The organism is Marinomonas fungiae (assembly GCF_001418205.1).
Taxonomy (GTDB): Bacteria; Pseudomonadota; Gammaproteobacteria; order Pseudomonadales; family Marinomonadaceae; genus Marinomonas; species Marinomonas fungiae.
The window spans coordinates 72,251-88,058 of record NZ_LIQF01000008.1 but is presented as its reverse complement, the minus strand read 5'-3'; the positions used below and the strand labels follow the sequence as shown (position 1 = coordinate 88,058).

The window sequence follows — 15,808 nt, the reverse complement described above, 5'->3', positions numbered from 1 at the left end:
TTGCAGGCGATTGCCCATAAAAAAACGCACTATAGTTATAGCGCGTTTTTTAAGGATCGAACAATGAAAAACTTAGAGGATCTTATTAGAATGCACTTTCAATGCTCGCGCTGACGTACAAACTACGTGGTTGTTCATCACCATCGATTTCTACACTTTCAAGGCCGTAAGCCAAGTCCAGATTTAGGCGTTTGAATAGGGTTGCGCCCACCATCGCGTAGCTCAATTCTGAACCTGCCATGTTCTTTTTGTAACCTAGGCGAAGCGCTGGAATAAAGGAACTGCTGCTGTAGTAGACTGTAGAAACAGTCGCCCACTGGTATTCATCTCCCACCAAGTCCGCAACTTCGTTTAGCTCGTAGCTTGCCGCTAGGGACAACTGACGATCAAATACGAATGTTAATGCTTCAACCGTGAATTGACGCTCCATGGTGTATTCTTCGTTTAGCTCAATTTCGCCTTTTTGAGCGAATTCAAGAGCCGCATTACAGCTCGGCTGGTCAATCGGAGACTCAGTCGCACAGTTGCTTGGCAGCTTGCCGTATTCGAAACTTGGCTCATTCAGGTTGGTTGCTTGAAAGCCCAATTGGTAATGCTCAGCCGCCCAAATAGCACCTAAGTCTAGACCAAAGTCAGTGGTCGTTTCTTGCTGATCAGAGAACGCATCAGAAAACGCATCTGACGTATCATCATCAGATGATTCTAGATGCTGCAACGCCTTGCCCAGTGTCACACTGTGGGCATTCAGCTTAGTACCCAATACCAGAGTCCCCGCATCACTGCTGTAAACATCGGTTGAGTAACCTAGCCCAAAGGTCACCGCCGCACCTGCTTTAGCGTACAAAGAAGAGTTAGTATCTAAACGGTAATCACCATTCGTCTCTTGTACGATGTCGATCTCATCATCTAAGAAGTGGCCTTTTGCCACCGCTGAAACCGATAGATCCAGCATAAAGGCACTGCCACTGTCGGTTTTGTAGATAATTGGGAACACAGGCACTGGCGCCCCCACCATCACTTTAAGATTAGCGTCTTCGCCCATTTGAGCTAGCAAATCGTTGGCACGAGATTGGATATTTAACGCTTGGCCGATGGTCGTCACTTCTTGATCCAACAGATCGTCTAACTCATCGATTTTGTCTTCTAGGGAGTCGACTTCGCCCACTTCGTAGCCAACACCAATAGGGCCAAGAATACCTGTACGGAAGTTATCGCCCTCTTCACTGTTCACCATAAAGTAAGCAGCAGCAGGGTTACCCATGGCAGTCATCAATGACGCTGGATTGGCACTGGATCCTAAAGTAAAACTTGAGCCGAATGGCTGAGAGACAGGTGCTGCGACCGCTGCACCACACGCTAAGCTTCCTGCAATAATAAGCGCTTTTTGCATTACTAACCTCAATTTTGAAAAGTTAAATGGGGGAAGTAACACACTAATCTTGCTGCCACTTCCCTGTGACACCGAAAAACACCGGCTCACTTTACACTAACCTTACAAATCTAACATTAATAAGATACAAAATCTTACACATAATCCCACGACTATATGAGCGTTATTACTCATTTAAATTGAGCGTTATTTCGTAGGAGCGGCATAAGGGCGATCAAAGCGCTCTTCTAGTGCTTGCGGTCGCTGTAGGGTGAACGCTTGGGAAATTTCGATACTTCTAAATCCACTAAATTTTTCACTAGTAACCGCCGCGACGTCTTGCGCCGAACGCAGGATGGTCGGACGAATAAACACTAACAGGTTACGCTTTTGGTTTTCTTGCGAAGTACTTCGGAACAGAGCCCCAATCACTGGAATATCCCCTAACAGAGGCACCTTTTGCTGTACTTCCACCACGTTATCCTCGATTAACCCCCCCAATACAATCGTGCGGCGATTACCAGCAATAACCGTGGTGGAGATTTCACGCTTCGTGGTGATGGTGCCAAGTGAGCTTGGCTCGGAAGAAGCAGCCTCTACTATCTGTAGCACTTCCATTCGTACTTCATCACCCGCATTAATATGTGGCGTCACTTCAAGGGTTAAGCCAATGTCTTCCCGAGTCGTGGTAACAAAAGCGTTACTGCTACTGTCTGCATAGCCACCGGTTTGAAAGGGTCGTGTTTCTCCCACTAAGATCTTCGAGGTTTGATTATCCAAGGTCATGATCTTAGGCGTCGATAACAGGTTGGCATTGGAGTTGCTTTCTATCGCTTGCAAGATCCCCGCAAGATTTAGATCTCCATTGCTATTAAAACGAATCCCTGCGGCGGTTAAGCCGTTACTTAATGTCGGACGCCCTGTGGCAATGCCCGTGGCGATTTCCGTAATGCTATTACCTGCGGCGGTAAAATTCGTGCCCATTGCTGGCACAGTAGAGTCGGACGTGTCTCCAAATAACCACTGGAAGCCAAAGGCTTCAGCATCATCCATATTGACTTCGGCTATGATGGCCTCAACCAATACTTGAGCGCGCGGCACATCGAGCTCTTTTAAAACCGATTGGATATCCACCAGCACACTCGGATCTGCACGCACCACTAATGCATTCAAATCTTCATCGGCTTTGACAATAGTACTGTTAGCAGAGGCAGTATCGGTTGCTACTGTCGAGCCCAATAAACCACCGATTAACTCTGCAGTTTTTGGCGCATCCGCATAACGCAGCGGTAATACAGACAAACGACTGGCCACTTTGGTGGGGGAATCCAGTTGTTTAATTAACGCCTCAACTTTTTGTACATCTTCAAGTTTGCCCTTAATGACCATACGGTTGGTACGATCGTCAGCAATCACTTTCGTGGTCATAACTGGCTGCGTATTCGCAGAACCATTGCTCGTTGCTGATGCACCAGTTAACTCGGTAATCAGCCCTAACACATCATTTGCCCAAGCATGCTCAAGCGGTAGCACACGAACCACCCCTTCACTTGAATTATCAAGGCGAGCAATCAGAGATTCTAATTCGCGAATGTTGTCCGCATGATCACTGATAATCAGTGCATTAACACTGTCCACTGCAGCAAGGTGTCCATACTGGGGAATTAAAGGGCGTAGGATCGGCACCAATTCTGATGCGGTCGCTTGCTTTACTGGAATCATGCGAGTCACCAACAAACCGCCTGCGGCAATTCCTTGACTATCAAAATCCACACCACTTTGCTTGGCTATATTCTGTGGTACAACTTTTATCCCATCAGCCGTCTCTAATGCTGCGTAGCCATGCACTGTCAGTACAGACAGCAGCAAGCGATAAACGGCCTCTTCATTGAGCGCTTCATTGGAGATGACACTGACCTTACCTTTTACCCTTGGGTCCACGATAAAACTTTTGCCCGTCATCTTAGCGACTTGCTGGATAAAAACGCCGATGTCGGCCTGTTGCAAATTCACCTGCCACGTTTGTGCCATGCAAGGTGTGGCACTCAAAGCCAACACACATAAACCGTTCACCATGAATTTACGCAACGACAACATGGAGCATCCTTACTTAATGGAAAAATGAATAATGAGACGTTGTCCGCCTCGCTCTATTTCGGCTCGAATGGACTCCGATTGCAGCAATTGGGCTTGCAGCTTGTCATCCCCCTGTAGCGCATCTAGATCCATACCATTCAGGGAAACTAATTGATCGCCCGGTTGCAAACCAAATTGAGTAAGACGACTGTCAGCCGTTAAACGATAGGAATTGCCCTTTTGCTCGACGCCCGCTTGTTGCAGCATTGCTAGCGGATGTTGATGAAAGGCGGCTGCGATTTGCTCTACAGTCTGCGGCACTTTAATCGCCGTGCTTGTCGACGGGCTTGAGTTTGGATTAGAAGCGGCAGGCGCACTGGGGACAAATAAGGATTGGTTGGCTGAACCACTGGTTTGACTAAAGAACAAGATTTCCATCACTCCGTTACGCTCGAGCACTACATGGTCGCTAAATACCGCTTTCAATGTCACCCCTGGAGCAAGATTCTGCCCCACTATATAGGTCTGTTCGATTTGATTTTCTGGGCGAATGACCGCCATGCCGAACTCGGGAACGGTATTGGGTAGAACCCCTAGCAAGTGAATTTTCAAAGTCGTAGGCTGCAATGATAGAGCGTTAATCGGCGTCACACCAAATAGATCAGAGCTCGGAGTGGCGATCGCGACAGCATCGTTACTAGGCAAGGTGAGCGTTATCGGGACTGACACCTGAGTGGCCGAAAACCAGCTTCGAGCGACAATATTGCCAACGGCGACAGCCAGCACTGTCAGCGCCCCAAATGTCGTCAGCCATAACGCAACTTTTTCAGCAGCTTTCCAATGCACAAACGTAACCTAATCAGTAGATATCGAAAATCTAAACGGCTATCTTCAACAAACCGATAAAACATTGCAAGAAGATCGCATCTATTTGAACATTTAAGCAGTGATTAAGGCCACATTTCCCTCAACGGCTGAATCATAACAAAGGCGGGATATTCTTTTTTCCCCGGCCAACGTAACCCTATTGTTTCAATTAATTCAGGCATCACCGTTAGCTCAAGGTGCCACTGAGGCAACAGCTTCATTTCCAGCAGAGGGCTGCCTTGTTGGGATTGTAAAACCAATATTGGCTGTCTAGGATGTGACTCATCAGTCAGATAGCCTTGCAGTTGCAAATCTACGATATTCGCTTCGTTAGTGAGCCCTTCAAGCTGATAACGAATGTGGCCTTTCGACCAATTCGCACGGGCTTGAAATGCTTGAAATTGCTTTTCTTGGATATCATAAACACTGTACCAAGCGCTGACCTCAAGGGGAGATCCGGTGACGTATACGCCCTGCTGCGTAAGCAACGGATTGAGTAGATCGGCATCGAGGCTTAGCCCCTTAACCCAAAAAGATACCGTACTGAAAGACGGCTGGACCTGTCCATAACCAAGTATCTGAGGATGATTAAGATACCAATCAATCGGCGCAAACAAGGATTTCATCGACCAAGATAACTGCAACGGTTGAGAAAGTCCCGTCACAGACAGTTGTGCCTGCCCTGCCCACCAGTGGCCAGACACGCGCATCAACGCAACCTGTTGTGGCATCAGACTGCGCAGTTGTGCTGACCAATAGTGCAGAGGCACATAGGCTCCTACAATGCATGTGACAACCAAGATAAACCAAATCACACATACGGCGTAGGTCTTGCGGCCCATGCTAAATCACCCGCTAAACCATCAGTTTTTTCGTCAGAGCTTCAAGGTCTTCTGGCGTATCAACGCCGTGTGGCGGTAACTCTTTAGTAAGCGCCACTTGGACCTTAATACCTTGATGAAGGAAACGCAGCTGCTCTAGCTTCTCCCACTTTTCAAGTGGCGACATGGGCATTTGCGCATAGCGACCTAACAAAGACACGCGGTAAACGTACAAACCCACGTGACGTAGGGCTGGGTAATCTTCTGCAATTTGCTGCGGCGATTGAGCAAATCCATCACGATCCCAAGGCATGGTGGCACGACTAAAGTACAAAGCACGACCTTTGGCATCACACACCACTTTGACCACACTTGGGTTAAAGATGTCTTCCTCGCGATGAATCGGACACGCGACCGTGGCCATTTCCGACTCTTTGTCATCCGAGAGGGCTTGAACGGCGTTATGAATCAAACCAATAGGTAACAATGGCTCATCACCCTGCACATTGACGACGATTTCATCGCCTGACCAACCTTTAATAGTCGCCACTTCTGCCAGGCGCTCAGTGCCATTTTCATGGTCGGTACGAGTCATCACCACGTCAGCACCGAAGCCTTCAGCAGCTTTGAAAATATCTTCATGGTCGGTCGCAATCGTCACCGACTCAGCCCCCGCTTTAAGCGCCAGTTCATAAACCCATTGCACAACCGGTTTGCCAGCAAGATTTGCCAGCATTTTCTGCGGAAAGCGCTGGGACGCGAAACGCGCCGGAATGACGATATGAAACGCAGGTAAGTTACTCATAACGAATCTTTCTTCTCAAATTCTGGACGCTTTGCTAACTCATAAGCGCTTTCTAATGACATACGTGTTGCCAACACAAGATCGGCCACTTCACGAGCCACACCTTGCCCAGCGGACCGTTTCAAAATGATGTCACAGTGACGCAGTAGCAGAGTATGAGCGTCAGCTGGACATAAGGAAATGCCTACTTTTGGCATCACTTGTAGATCAATCACATCATCGCCAACGTATGCCACTTGCTCAGGCTCAAGTTTAAGCGTTTGCATCAACTCATCAAACGCCGCCGCTTTATCATGACAGCCATAATAGAAGTGCTTGATACCAAGATCGTCCATACGCTTATGCAAAGGCGCCGAATCTTTGGCGGTAATCACTGCCACATCCACGCCCCATTTTGGTAGCAGTTTCAGCGCCACACCGTCTTTGACGCTAAAACGTTTCACCGCTTCGCCGTCAGCACCATAGTAAAGGCCACCATCGGTTAGGACACCGTCCACATCAAAAATCACCAACTTCAAAAACGGCAACTTCTTCATCAGAAGATTACCGTTCACCAGCTCTTGGTAATGCTCTAAAAAAGCAACGTCCATTAGGCACTCGTATCCAATGTTTCAAACGTTTTAACCAGCTCATCCAGCTGCTTGATTTGCTTCAGGAATGGCTCAAGCTTATCTAATGGCAAAGCACATGGGCCGTCACATTTAGCATTATTTGGATCTGGGTGGGTTTCTAGGAACATACTAGAAAGCCCCAACGACATCCCTGCACGAGCAAGCTCTGTAACCTGTGCACGACGGCCATCCGCAGAATCAGAACGACCACCAGGACGTTGTAGTGAGTGCGTCACGTCAAACATCACTGGGTAGTCAAATTTCTTCATTTCCCCAAAGCCCAACATGTCCACCACTAAGTTGTTGTAACCAAACATGCTGCCGCGCTCACACAGCATTAAGTTGCTATTACCAGCTTCTTCACATTTCGTCAGAATGTGTTTCATTTCGTGGGGTGCTAAGAACTGAGCTTTCTTGATGTTAATCACCGCGCCCGTTTTCGCCATGGCCACCACAAGATCTGTTTGGCGTGACAAGAACGCTGGCAACTGGATCACATCCGCCACTTCTGCCACCGGTGCGCATTGATCGTTTTCGTGCACATCGGTGATCACTGGGATACCAAAGGTGTCTTTGATTTCCTGAAGAATCTTGAGACCTTCTTCTAAACCAGGACCACGGAAAGAATTGATCGATGAGCGGTTCGCTTTATCAAATGAGCCCTTGAAGACATAAGGAATACCAAGCTTCTCCGTAATCTTCACGTGATCTTCTGCGACTTTCATCGCTAGATCACGAGACTCCAATACGTTCACACCGCTGAATAAGACAAACGGCAGGTGGTTGGCCACCTCAATCGAATTACCAATACGGATGATTTTGCTGCTTTCTGACATAATCGTGTCTGTCCTATCAATCTTAACGGTCGTAAATTTCTAGCAAGCCAACTACGTTTTTATCGTCGTCAACGGCTACTAATAAGGTGATTTTGTCGCGCAGCATACGCTCTTCTGCTTCGACAATCATAGTATCTTGAGAAATGGTTTTCGGATTGGGCGTCATTAATTCAGCCATGGTTTTAGCGAGCATACCCGCCGCGTCTTTGAGCATGGCACGACGTAAATCACCATCGGTAAAAATACCCGCTAGGCGCTCGCCGTCCTTGATCAGCACCACCCCGCGACGACCTTGGGTCATCACCGCGATCGCTTCTTGTAGCGAGGTTGCAGGCGTACAAAACGGCAAGTTGTCTTTGTGCATTAGATCACGCACACGGGTTAACAACTTACGGCCTAAGCTGCCTCCTGGATGAAAGCGCGCAAAGTCTTGTGGTTGGAAATCACGGCATTGCATCAAGGCCACCGCCAAGGCATCGCCCATGGCAATCGTCATGGTCGTAGAAGTCGTTGGTGCCAAATTGTTCGGGCACACTTCACGATCAATGGCGATGTCCAGTACACAGTCACAATGCTGAGCTAGGGTCGAGTTTGGATTACCGACAATCGCAATCGATTGGTTACCAAAGCTTTGTAGTGATGGAAGCAAACGAATCACCTCTTCCGTCTCACCAGAGTAGCTGATCAAAATCAGCAGATCGTCTTTGTGTACCATCCCCAAATCACCGTGAAAGGCCTCGCCTGGGTGCATAAAAAAGGACGGTGTACCAGTAGACGCAAGGGTCGCCGCAATCTTTTTGCCAACAATCCCCGACTTCCCCATACCACAGATGATGACACGACCATGGCAGTTCAACATCATGGTCACGGCTTGAGAGAATTGCGTATCAACTCGTTCAGCCAGCCCCATCAGGGCTTGAGCTTGAGTTGCAAGAGTGGTTTTAGCGCTGGTGATCAGTGTTTGTGAATCACAAGACAAAGTAGACAGGTTTTCGCTCATGGGCCAACTCGAATTCATAAATAGTGGCGCCATTATACAGAGGCAAAAGCAGAACGCCTACCAAAGCTCGGTAGGCGTTCGATTTTGTTTTATTTCAAGCAAGCAGCGTATTGACCCGCAAGCGCTTCAAGAAATGCAGGGTAGCTGTTACTAGACAGTTTCAACGATACACCTAGCGGATCCAACACAGCTGTTTTCACCTCTGTACCTTCGATCAGCGTATCGACGATCGCAGGGCTAAACTGCGGTTCACTGAATACGCAAGCAACATTGTGCTGTTCAATTTGCGTACGAATGTCCGCCACCGTTTTCGCCCCAGGCTTGCGCTCTGGGCTTAGCGTAATCGCACCTTTGTTGTTTAACTTGTAATGATTTTCAAAGTACCCATAAGCTTCATGGAAGACAAAATAAGGGACGTCTTTTACAGGCTCAAGCTCGGCCCGAACCTTCTTATCCGCAACGTCTAGCATTCGCACAAAAGTATTGTAGTTATCAGAAAACGCCTGTTTATGAGCAGGGTCTAATGCGCTGAGTTTTTCCATCACTTCATGGGCTAGCACTTTTGCGTTAACCGGATCTAACCACACATGTGGGTCAGTTCCTGTGTGATGGTGACCTTCGTGGCCGTGCTCATCATGGCCTTCATGCTCTTCGTGGTGCTCGTCATGATCGTGGCCATCATGATCACCATGTTCTTCGTGATGCTCGTCATGATCGTGGCCATCATGATCACCATGTTCTTCGTGGTGCTCGTCATGATCGTGGCCATCATGATCGCCATGTTCTTCATGCTCATCGTGATGGTGCTCATCAGCCGTCTCACTAAATTGACGTAAATAAGTGCCGCTTAGCGCCATCCATTCGATGTCTTTTTTGCCCGATAGGTTAGCTAACGGCTTTTCAAGAAACGTTTCAAGGTTCTCACCTACCCAAACGACTAAATCCGCCTGATCCAATTTACGCAGGTCAGATGGACGCATGGCAAAGTCATGCGGCGAGGCTTGGTTATTCACCAATTGCTCAATCTTAACTTGATCTCCACCGATGGCAGACACCACCATAGAGACAGGTTTAATCGAGGTCACAACATGAGTTTGTGCGAAAGCAGAAACAGACAATAATAGAGAGGCAGGTAATGCGTACTTCAACATGAGATAGAATCCAGTCAACCAAAGATGTTATAACATAACAATAACAACTTAAACGGGGCTTCTCAATCCCCCATGTCGCAAACTCTCAAATTGTCTTAAATGTTTGCCAACTTCGAGCTCTTACAACTAAGCCAGAGCGCTGCCCAATAGGAAGTTTAGTATTGGGGAACACTAAAGCATCGCCCTCTTGCTTGACCAGATAACGACTAGCACTCGAAGTGGCCAACTCGAAGCCTTGTGTATAGCCCGTAAAGTTCTTTTCATCAGAAGCAATGTTTAGCCGATAGTCTTCAGCATCTTTGGTCAGCACATCAATCACTTCAAATAAGTGCACGTTTCGAGCTTGCCCTTGTGTGAGTGCTGCATCAGATAGCAATGCTTTAAGCGCCTCATTTAGAGAATCCAACTTAGTTAGGTCATTTTCACCAAAGGGCTTAACTTGGCCCAATTCAATCGTCGCCGCCTGAGCGCCATGCTTGGCGTAAGAATGGTAAGAAAAGGTCGTCGTCGGTTGATGAGATAACAATACCGCCTCCAAACCAATCGCATCGTAGAATGCAAATTGCGAATGCTGGTAAGCCTTACCATCCGAAAAGGGGTGCACAGCAAATTTTTCATATTGGGAACCACGAATCGCAGTGTGCAAATCGTAGTGCAACTTTTCACCCTGCTCATGCTGCCCAAAAAATTTAGCCACCGCCTGCTCTAGTTCTTGTGCACGACCCACCTCAAGTCCGTCGTAACGTTGCCAAGCCCCACAAAACAAACGATTCAGATTCACATCGCAAAAGCGTTCTGCCGCAATCATGGCCTGAGGATGCCCTAGAATAATTAACACCCGCACCGACAAGGCTAGTTCCCCAGTGAGCAACTGTCGCACCAAGCCATTAAGCAGCTCAATTGGCGCAGTTTCATTACCATGAATGCCCGCAGATAACACCACGCTGTGCTGCACGGGATGATGGGGCTCTAAGCGCAATATGCCAACCCCCTCTAAGTAGGCAATACCATCGGGCAAGGGAAACTGAGTGGCATTCACCTTATCAGGGTACGCTAAGGTGTAACGCAAAAAATCATGATTTGGAATCGACATGTTCACTCCTACAAAATCTAAAACTTGCGCCATAGTAGCCCAAACGCCCGCACTAAAAATAACATCCAGAACTGTGTTCTATTCACGACTTAAGTATGTGTCGCATTTACGAAAATTGTCTAATCTCACTCTTAGAGCCATTAACCCTTTGCAATCTAAGGCGAAATCGTTACCCTTCTTTTTTTGCTCAAAATAAGTACACGTTATGTCTGATACTGATGAAATCATTACCCTCGTTAATCGCAGCAACCAAGTGATTGGCGATATTCCACGCCGCCTAATGAACTTTCAAGACGACATCCATCGTGTCACCTTTATTCTAGTCTTTACTGGCCCAGATACACTGCTGTTACAGAAGCGTACCGATACCAAGGCATTTTGTCCGGGTTACTATGGCGTCACCACTGGTGGCGTAGTGGCGAAAGGTGAAAGCTACGACCTGTGTGCACAACGTGAGCTTGAAGAAGAATTGGGCTTAATTTTGCCATTAAATATCGAAGGCATGTTCTTCACTGAAGGTGAAGGCTTCAGAATCTGGGGCAAAGTCTATACTTGTCATTATGATGCCGTGCAACACGGGCCTCTGACCCTACAGGCGAAAGAAGTCGCAGAAGTTCGAGAAATGACAGTTCAAGAGATTTTGGATAACCCTGACCAGCTGCCTTTTACGCCAGATTCGTTTGATGCTCTACTGCACTACGTTAATAACCAACTTAAGGTCTATAACAATGTGCCCTAATCGCCTTACAGGTAAGTTTGCTGCTCTCATGCTATGGCTATTTAGCATGTTGACGAGCAGCGCTTACGCTCAAGGCTATGCTCACTGGCAAGAAGAGAACTACATCCATGATAGTTTTCTCACCATTGCCTTGCAGCGGGAATACAACCCTTCACAAACACCTCGTTTAGTACGCTGGGAAAAGCCAATTATTGTGTACATTGAAAGTGAGGCTGGAGATTCCAGTTTACAAGAGCAGCTACTGCGTATTCATACTCGGCATTTAACTAGGATTACGGGGGTGCCGATTGACTTCACTTCTGATATTAGGCGAGCCAATATCATTGCCTCGTTTACAACATTGGACCAAGTTGAAGAGAAAGTCGCACGCTATATCGGTGACCCTGAATCCATTCGCGTCGCTCTCGACGAGGCCATTTGTCTAGGTAACTTTGGCGTTAACTCACGGGGTGCTATTGAACGTGGTGTCATCATTATCCCAGTCGATTATGCTCGCCAAAATGCTCGTTTTCTTGACTGCATTATCGAAGAGATCACTCAGTTGCTTGGACTACCCAATGACTCGGACAATGTCTACCCTTCCATCTTTAATGATGTCAGCTCTGATATTTATCTATCACCACTAGATTACATTTTACTCAAAATACTTTATTCACCGCGTCTAAAAGCAGGTATGAGTGCAGAGCAGGTTGATCGACTGTTACCTACCGTGATCAATGACCTCTATTATTTGGGCATCATTGATGACGCCGCCAAGCTGGTGCAAGTAGGTAGTCTTAAGAGTCACATAGGGGATTAGCCTAGTTTTTCTTCCTGTTTTAATGCCATTTTCTTAACCAGAGTCATAAATTCTGGTTATTGCATCTTTTTTTTTGTTCAAGTTAGGTAAAATGCCGAACAACTTGAAAACTCATCGGAGAAATTGAATGTTTCCAGAACTCAAGAACGACCGTTTTCTGCGCGCGTTGCTTAAAGAGCCTGTTGATACAACACCGGTATGGATGATGCGCCAAGCTGGCCGCTACCTGCCAGAGTACCGCCAAAGCCGTGCTACTGCAGGGGACTTTTTGAGTCTATGTAAAAACGATGCGTTTGCCTGCGAAGTCACGCTACAACCACTTGAGCGCTACGATCTAGACGCGGCAATATTATTTTCAGATATCTTGACCGTACCTGATGCCATGGGTCTTGGGCTGTATTTTGAGACTGGCGAAGGTCCGAAATTCAAGCATGTGATTCGTACTGCTGCCGACGTTGATGCACTACCAATCGCGAAAGCCTCTGATCTTGATTACGTCATGAAAGCGGTCACCACCATTCGTCATGCGCTAAACGGTCGTGTGCCACTGATTGGTTTCTCGGGCAGTCCTTGGACGCTGGCAACTTATATGGTGGAAGGCGGTTCGAGCAAAGACTTCCGCCACATCAAAGGCATGATGTACTCACAGCCAGAAGTGCTACACGCACTACTAAACAAACTGGCGATCTCTGTGACAGATTACCTAAACGGCCAGATCAAAGCGGGTGCTCAGGCGGTACAAATTTTTGATACTTGGGGTGGCGTACTCAGCGGTCCTATGTACCAACAGTTCTCCTTGATGTACATGCGCCAAATTATGGACGGTCTGATCCGTGAACACGAAGGTCGTAAGATCCCTGTCATCATGTTTACTAAGAACGGTGGGCAATGGCTCGAGAATATGGCGGCCACTGGTCCTGATGCTTTGGGCCTAGATTGGACCACGGATATGGCCGAAGCCCGCGCTCGCGTAGGCGACAAAGTGGCACTTCAAGGCAACCTTGACCCATGCGTATTGTATGCTGATAAAGAAGTAATTGAGCGAGAAGTTGCTGCGGTATTAGAAGGCTTTGGCAAAGGTTCAGGGCATGTCTTTAACCTCGGTCACGGTATTCACCAGTTCGTGGATCCTGAACGTCCAAAATACCTCATCGATGCAGTACATGAACTGAGCAGCCCTTATCACGAAACCCAATATGATGATTTAGACGCACTTAACAACGTCGAGTAATCTCATTCAGCACCTGCCTTGATTGATCTAAATAGGTGAATGAAGGCAGGTCCACACTCTTAAACACATATCTGCTGGCTCGTGCTTATCTTTGACCCACAAGCCATTGTGCTTGCGCTTTACCGCTTCAAACTTCGTATTGAGATAGCAACATACGTGATCCTTGCCCATTTTATCTAGCCAAGATAAGCGCGCTAACAACGTCTTCTCAGTGCATCCGACAACCACCAGACGTAACACATGCTCATTATCCTCTTCATCAGTGACTTTTAAGCTCTCCAAGCATTGCGGCATAGACTGATGAGAGACGCTTACGTGTTCATGCTTCTGTAGGCTCTTTTTTAGGCTCTTTACGAACTTATCCATGCCCTTTTCAAACATCATCAAGGCTCTTTGATCCATGTCTATCTCCTCCGTTACTCACAGCGGTTATTCAAGTTCGGCATTAACTGTAGAACATTTTCATGCAATTAGTAGCGAGCCCCGCATTTGAATGGTAATTTATAGGCAAACAATGCCTTAAATGGAGAGAATCTATGAAATTAGTAACAGCCATAGTTAAACCTTTTAAATTAGATGAAGTGCGTGAAGCCTTGTCTGAAATCGGTATTAACGGCATCACTGTTACAGAAGTAAAAGGCTTTGGTCGTCAGCGCGGTCATACCGAACTATACCGCGGCGCAGAATACGTAGTGGACTTTCTACCGAAAGTAAAACTGGAACTTGCGATCGATGATGACCAAGTAGACGTAGCCATCGAAGCCATTCAGAAGAGCGCGAACACGGGTAAAATCGGTGACGGCAAAATCTTTGTGACAGCACTAGAGCAAGTAATCCGTATCCGTACAGGTGAGACAGGCGCTGACGCGATCTAATCGTCTTGCCATTGCTTTACCTGATAAAAAAGAGGCGCATCCTAGGATGCGCCTCTTTTACTTTGTGCTGGTTGAAACAAGATCACTAACCTTTATCTGGCACCTTAATCGATAAGGTTCCCAAATAACGATTTTGGCGTTTCTCAATCAATCTAAAGATGTAAATCACAAAAATACTGATCACCAGATAAATCGCCCCTGCCGCTAAGAAGATCTCAATCGGAGTATACGTTCTTGCAATAATGGTGCGCGCCATGCCGGTCAAATCTAGCAAGGTAATGGTACTCGCTAGTGCACTTGCTTTAAGCATTAAGATGATTTCGTTGCCGTATGCAGGAAGCACGATACCAAAGGCACGTGGCAGCAAAATACGATGATACATTTGCATTTTAGTCATACCCATCACCTTGCAAGCCTCCACTTCCCCTTCAGGGATCGCCTGAATCGCGCCACGGAAAATCTCTGCGGTATAAGCCGAAGTATTTAAGGTAAAGGCAATGATGGCGCACCAAAATGGCTCTCGAAGCATTGGCCACAGGAAGCTTTCACGTACCGCTTCAAATTGCGATGCACCGTAATACACTAAGAAAATCTGCACTAGAAGCGGCGTACCGCGGAAGAAAAAGATGAACGCAAACGGCACACCGCTGATGAACCAGTTTTTAGAAATTCGCGCGAGTGCAATGGGCAAAGCCACAATGGCTCCCAAGACAATCGACAACAACACCAATTTGATGGTCATCCACGTACCGGTTAGCAGGCGTGGAAAGTACTCGATGACAACTGAAAAATCTAATTCCACTGGCTTATCCTCGTGTCAGACCGCGGCTTGCGCGTTTTTCTAGGTAATGCACCACCACCATGGAAACGATCGTCAATGCTAGGTACATAAAAGCAGCCACAAGATAGAACAGGAACGGTTCTTTGGTATTGCTTACCGCCACATTGGCTTTACGCATGATGTCTTCCAGACCCACGACAGATACCAACGCCGTGTCTTTAAGCAATACCAAAAACAAGTTACCAATGCCCGGCAACGCCACGCGCCACACTTGCGGCAAGATAATACGAAAGAACTTACGACGGGGGTGCATGCCCAAAGCGATTGCCGCTTCATGTTGACCTTTCGGGATGGCTTGTAATGCACCACGAAACACTTCCGTCGCGTAAGCGCCAAAGGTTAATCCAAGTGCTGTAACGCCTGCCGCAAAAGGCCCTATCTCAATGTATTCTTCATAACCAAATACACCGGCAATGGCCATTAATACGGTCGTCGCACCAAAATAAATGATCAGTACCGTAAGCAACTCAGGCACACCACGAATAATGGTGGTGTAGAAATTCGCAATCCATTGCAAAGGCTTAATATGGGATAATTTCGCCGATGCTCCCAACAGCCCGAGAATTAACCCGACTACCAAGGAACACAGCGCTAGTTGAATGGTAATACCCGCTCCTTGTAAGAGCTGATCACCAAAACCGTGAAGATCTAACATAAAGATATCTCAGTCTGAATAAACGGCGCCTCAGAGTGA

The 15,808-nt window shown here is 47.2% G+C and carries 17 protein-coding genes; 4 read left to right on the top strand and 13 right to left on the bottom strand.

Translation table 11 applies throughout. The features are described from left to right. Window positions 1-85: 85 nt before the first annotated feature. The 10 genes from ASC49_RS12945 to astE form a co-directional block, all read right to left on the bottom strand. On the bottom strand, window positions 86-1,390 hold the full coding sequence (locus ASC49_RS12945) for a conjugal transfer protein TraF (RefSeq protein ID WP_055463666.1): 1,305 nt from the start codon (window positions 1,388-1,390) through the stop codon (window positions 86-88). A gap of 186 nt (window positions 1,391-1,576) precedes the next feature. Then, window positions 1,577-3,466, bottom strand: a complete 1,890-nt coding sequence (gene gspD, locus ASC49_RS12940) for a type II secretion system secretin GspD (RefSeq protein ID WP_055463665.1) — start codon at window positions 3,464-3,466, stop codon at window positions 1,577-1,579. A 9-nt stretch (window positions 3,467-3,475) separates the two neighbouring features. Beyond that, a complete protein-coding gene (locus tag ASC49_RS12935) occupies window positions 3,476-4,291 on the bottom strand; it encodes a type II secretion system protein N (protein ID WP_055463664.1) in 816 nt (271 codons plus the stop codon). Window positions 4,292-4,395: 104 nt separating this feature from the next. After that, window positions 4,396-5,154, bottom strand: coding sequence for a type II secretion system protein N (locus ASC49_RS12930; protein WP_141656849.1), 759 nt, complete (start codon window positions 5,152-5,154; stop codon window positions 4,396-4,398). Between the two features lie 13 nt (window positions 5,155-5,167). Then, window positions 5,168-5,938, bottom strand: coding sequence for a 3-deoxy-manno-octulosonate cytidylyltransferase (kdsB, locus tag ASC49_RS12925; RefSeq protein WP_055463662.1), 771 nt, complete (start codon window positions 5,936-5,938; stop codon window positions 5,168-5,170). Continuing rightward, the gene (locus tag ASC49_RS12920) at window positions 5,935-6,528 is read right to left on the bottom strand and encodes a KdsC family phosphatase (protein ID WP_055463661.1); all 594 of its coding nucleotides are present in this window, start codon (window positions 6,526-6,528) and stop codon (window positions 5,935-5,937) included. The genes kdsB and ASC49_RS12920 overlap by 4 nt, the downstream gene beginning before the upstream one ends. After that, on the bottom strand, window positions 6,528-7,385 hold the full coding sequence (kdsA, locus tag ASC49_RS12915; RefSeq protein ID WP_055463660.1) for a 3-deoxy-8-phosphooctulonate synthase: 858 nt from the start codon (window positions 7,383-7,385) through the stop codon (window positions 6,528-6,530). The genes ASC49_RS12920 and kdsA overlap by 1 nt, the downstream gene beginning before the upstream one ends. Before the next feature lie 22 nt (window positions 7,386-7,407). Then, complete coding sequence (locus ASC49_RS12910; RefSeq protein WP_055463769.1) at window positions 7,408-8,385, bottom strand: KpsF/GutQ family sugar-phosphate isomerase; 978 nt, start codon at window positions 8,383-8,385, stop codon at window positions 7,408-7,410. 89 nt (window positions 8,386-8,474) lie between these two features. Further along, entirely contained in the window at window positions 8,475-9,536 is a 1,062-nt protein-coding gene (locus tag ASC49_RS12905) for a zinc ABC transporter substrate-binding protein ZnuA (protein ID WP_055463659.1), read from the bottom strand. Window positions 9,537-9,621: 85 nt separating this feature from the next. Next, window positions 9,622-10,629, bottom strand: a complete 1,008-nt coding sequence (gene astE, locus ASC49_RS12900) for a succinylglutamate desuccinylase (protein ID WP_055463658.1) — start codon at window positions 10,627-10,629, stop codon at window positions 9,622-9,624. Between the two features lie 205 nt (window positions 10,630-10,834). On the opposite strand from astE, the gene ASC49_RS12895 reads away from it, so the two are divergent. The 3 genes from ASC49_RS12895 (at window position 10,835) to hemE (ending at window position 13,398) form a co-directional block, all read left to right on the top strand. Beyond that, window positions 10,835-11,368 (top strand): NUDIX hydrolase, encoded by a 534-nt coding sequence (locus ASC49_RS12895; RefSeq protein WP_055463657.1) that lies wholly within the window; start codon window positions 10,835-10,837, stop codon window positions 11,366-11,368. A 46-nt stretch (window positions 11,369-11,414) separates the two neighbouring features. Next, window positions 11,415-12,167 carry a DUF2927 domain-containing protein gene (locus tag ASC49_RS12890; RefSeq protein WP_245624715.1) on the top strand — a complete coding sequence of 251 codons (753 nt, stop codon included), beginning with the start codon at window positions 11,415-11,417 and terminating at the stop codon, window positions 12,165-12,167. A 127-nt stretch (window positions 12,168-12,294) separates the two neighbouring features. Continuing rightward, window positions 12,295-13,398, top strand: a complete 1,104-nt coding sequence (gene hemE, locus ASC49_RS12885) for a uroporphyrinogen decarboxylase (protein ID WP_055463655.1) — start codon at window positions 12,295-12,297, stop codon at window positions 13,396-13,398. 27 nt (window positions 13,399-13,425) lie between these two features. Here hemE and ASC49_RS12880 read toward each other — a convergent pair whose 3' ends face one another. Beyond that, window positions 13,426-13,800, bottom strand: coding sequence for a hypothetical protein (locus ASC49_RS12880; protein ID WP_055463654.1), 375 nt, complete (start codon window positions 13,798-13,800; stop codon window positions 13,426-13,428). 134 nt (window positions 13,801-13,934) lie between these two features. Between ASC49_RS12880 and glnK the strand changes: the two genes are divergently transcribed. Beyond that, entirely contained in the window at window positions 13,935-14,273 is a 339-nt protein-coding gene (glnK, locus tag ASC49_RS12875) for a P-II family nitrogen regulator (protein ID WP_055463653.1), read from the top strand. A gap of 85 nt (window positions 14,274-14,358) precedes the next feature. Here glnK and ASC49_RS12870 read toward each other — a convergent pair whose 3' ends face one another. Together ASC49_RS12870 and ASC49_RS12865 are read right to left on the bottom strand one after the other, a co-directional pair. After that, window positions 14,359-15,075: an ABC transporter permease gene (locus ASC49_RS12870; protein WP_072242111.1), complete on the bottom strand. Its 717-nt coding sequence runs from the start codon at window positions 15,073-15,075 to the stop codon at window positions 14,359-14,361. Window positions 15,076-15,079: 4 nt separating this feature from the next. Then, window positions 15,080-15,769: an ABC transporter permease gene (locus ASC49_RS12865; RefSeq protein ID WP_055463652.1), complete on the bottom strand. Its 690-nt coding sequence runs from the start codon at window positions 15,767-15,769 to the stop codon at window positions 15,080-15,082. Window positions 15,770-15,808 lie beyond the last annotated feature (39 nt).

Bases quoted from the DNA above. Each gene is read 5' to 3' on its own strand.
- ASC49_RS12945 (WP_055463666.1), bottom strand. From the start codon at position 1,390: ATGCAAAAAGCGCTTATTATTGCAGGAAGCTTAGCGTGTGGTGCAGCG.
- gspD (WP_055463665.1), bottom strand. From the start codon at position 3,466: ATGTTGTCGTTGCGTAAATTCATGGTGAACGGTTTATGTGTGTTGGCT.
- ASC49_RS12930 (WP_141656849.1), bottom strand. From the start codon at position 5,154: ATGGGCCGCAAGACCTACGCCGTATGTGTGATTTGGTTTATCTTGGTT.
- kdsB (WP_055463662.1), bottom strand. From the start codon at position 5,938: ATGAGTAACTTACCTGCGTTTCATATCGTCATTCCGGCGCGTTTCGCG.
- ASC49_RS12920 (WP_055463661.1), bottom strand. From the start codon at position 6,528: ATGGACGTTGCTTTTTTAGAGCATTACCAAGAGCTGGTGAACGGTAAT.
- kdsA (WP_055463660.1), bottom strand. From the start codon at position 7,385: ATGTCAGAAAGCAGCAAAATCATCCGTATTGGTAATTCGATTGAGGTG.
- ASC49_RS12910 (WP_055463769.1), bottom strand. From the start codon at position 8,385: ATGAGCGAAAACCTGTCTACTTTGTCTTGTGATTCACAAACACTGATC.
- ASC49_RS12905 (WP_055463659.1), bottom strand. From the start codon at position 9,536: ATGTTGAAGTACGCATTACCTGCCTCTCTATTATTGTCTGTTTCTGCT.
- astE (WP_055463658.1), bottom strand. From the start codon at position 10,629: ATGTCGATTCCAAATCATGATTTTTTGCGTTACACCTTAGCGTACCCT.
- ASC49_RS12895 (WP_055463657.1), top strand. From the start codon at position 10,835: ATGTCTGATACTGATGAAATCATTACCCTCGTTAATCGCAGCAACCAA.
- ASC49_RS12890 (WP_245624715.1), top strand. From the start codon at position 11,415: ATGTTGACGAGCAGCGCTTACGCTCAAGGCTATGCTCACTGGCAAGAA.
- hemE (WP_055463655.1), top strand. From the start codon at position 12,295: ATGTTTCCAGAACTCAAGAACGACCGTTTTCTGCGCGCGTTGCTTAAA.
- ASC49_RS12880 (WP_055463654.1), bottom strand. From the start codon at position 13,800: ATGGATCAAAGAGCCTTGATGATGTTTGAAAAGGGCATGGATAAGTTC.
- glnK (WP_055463653.1), top strand. From the start codon at position 13,935: ATGAAATTAGTAACAGCCATAGTTAAACCTTTTAAATTAGATGAAGTG.
- ASC49_RS12865 (WP_055463652.1), bottom strand. From the start codon at position 15,769: ATGTTAGATCTTCACGGTTTTGGTGATCAGCTCTTACAAGGAGCGGGT.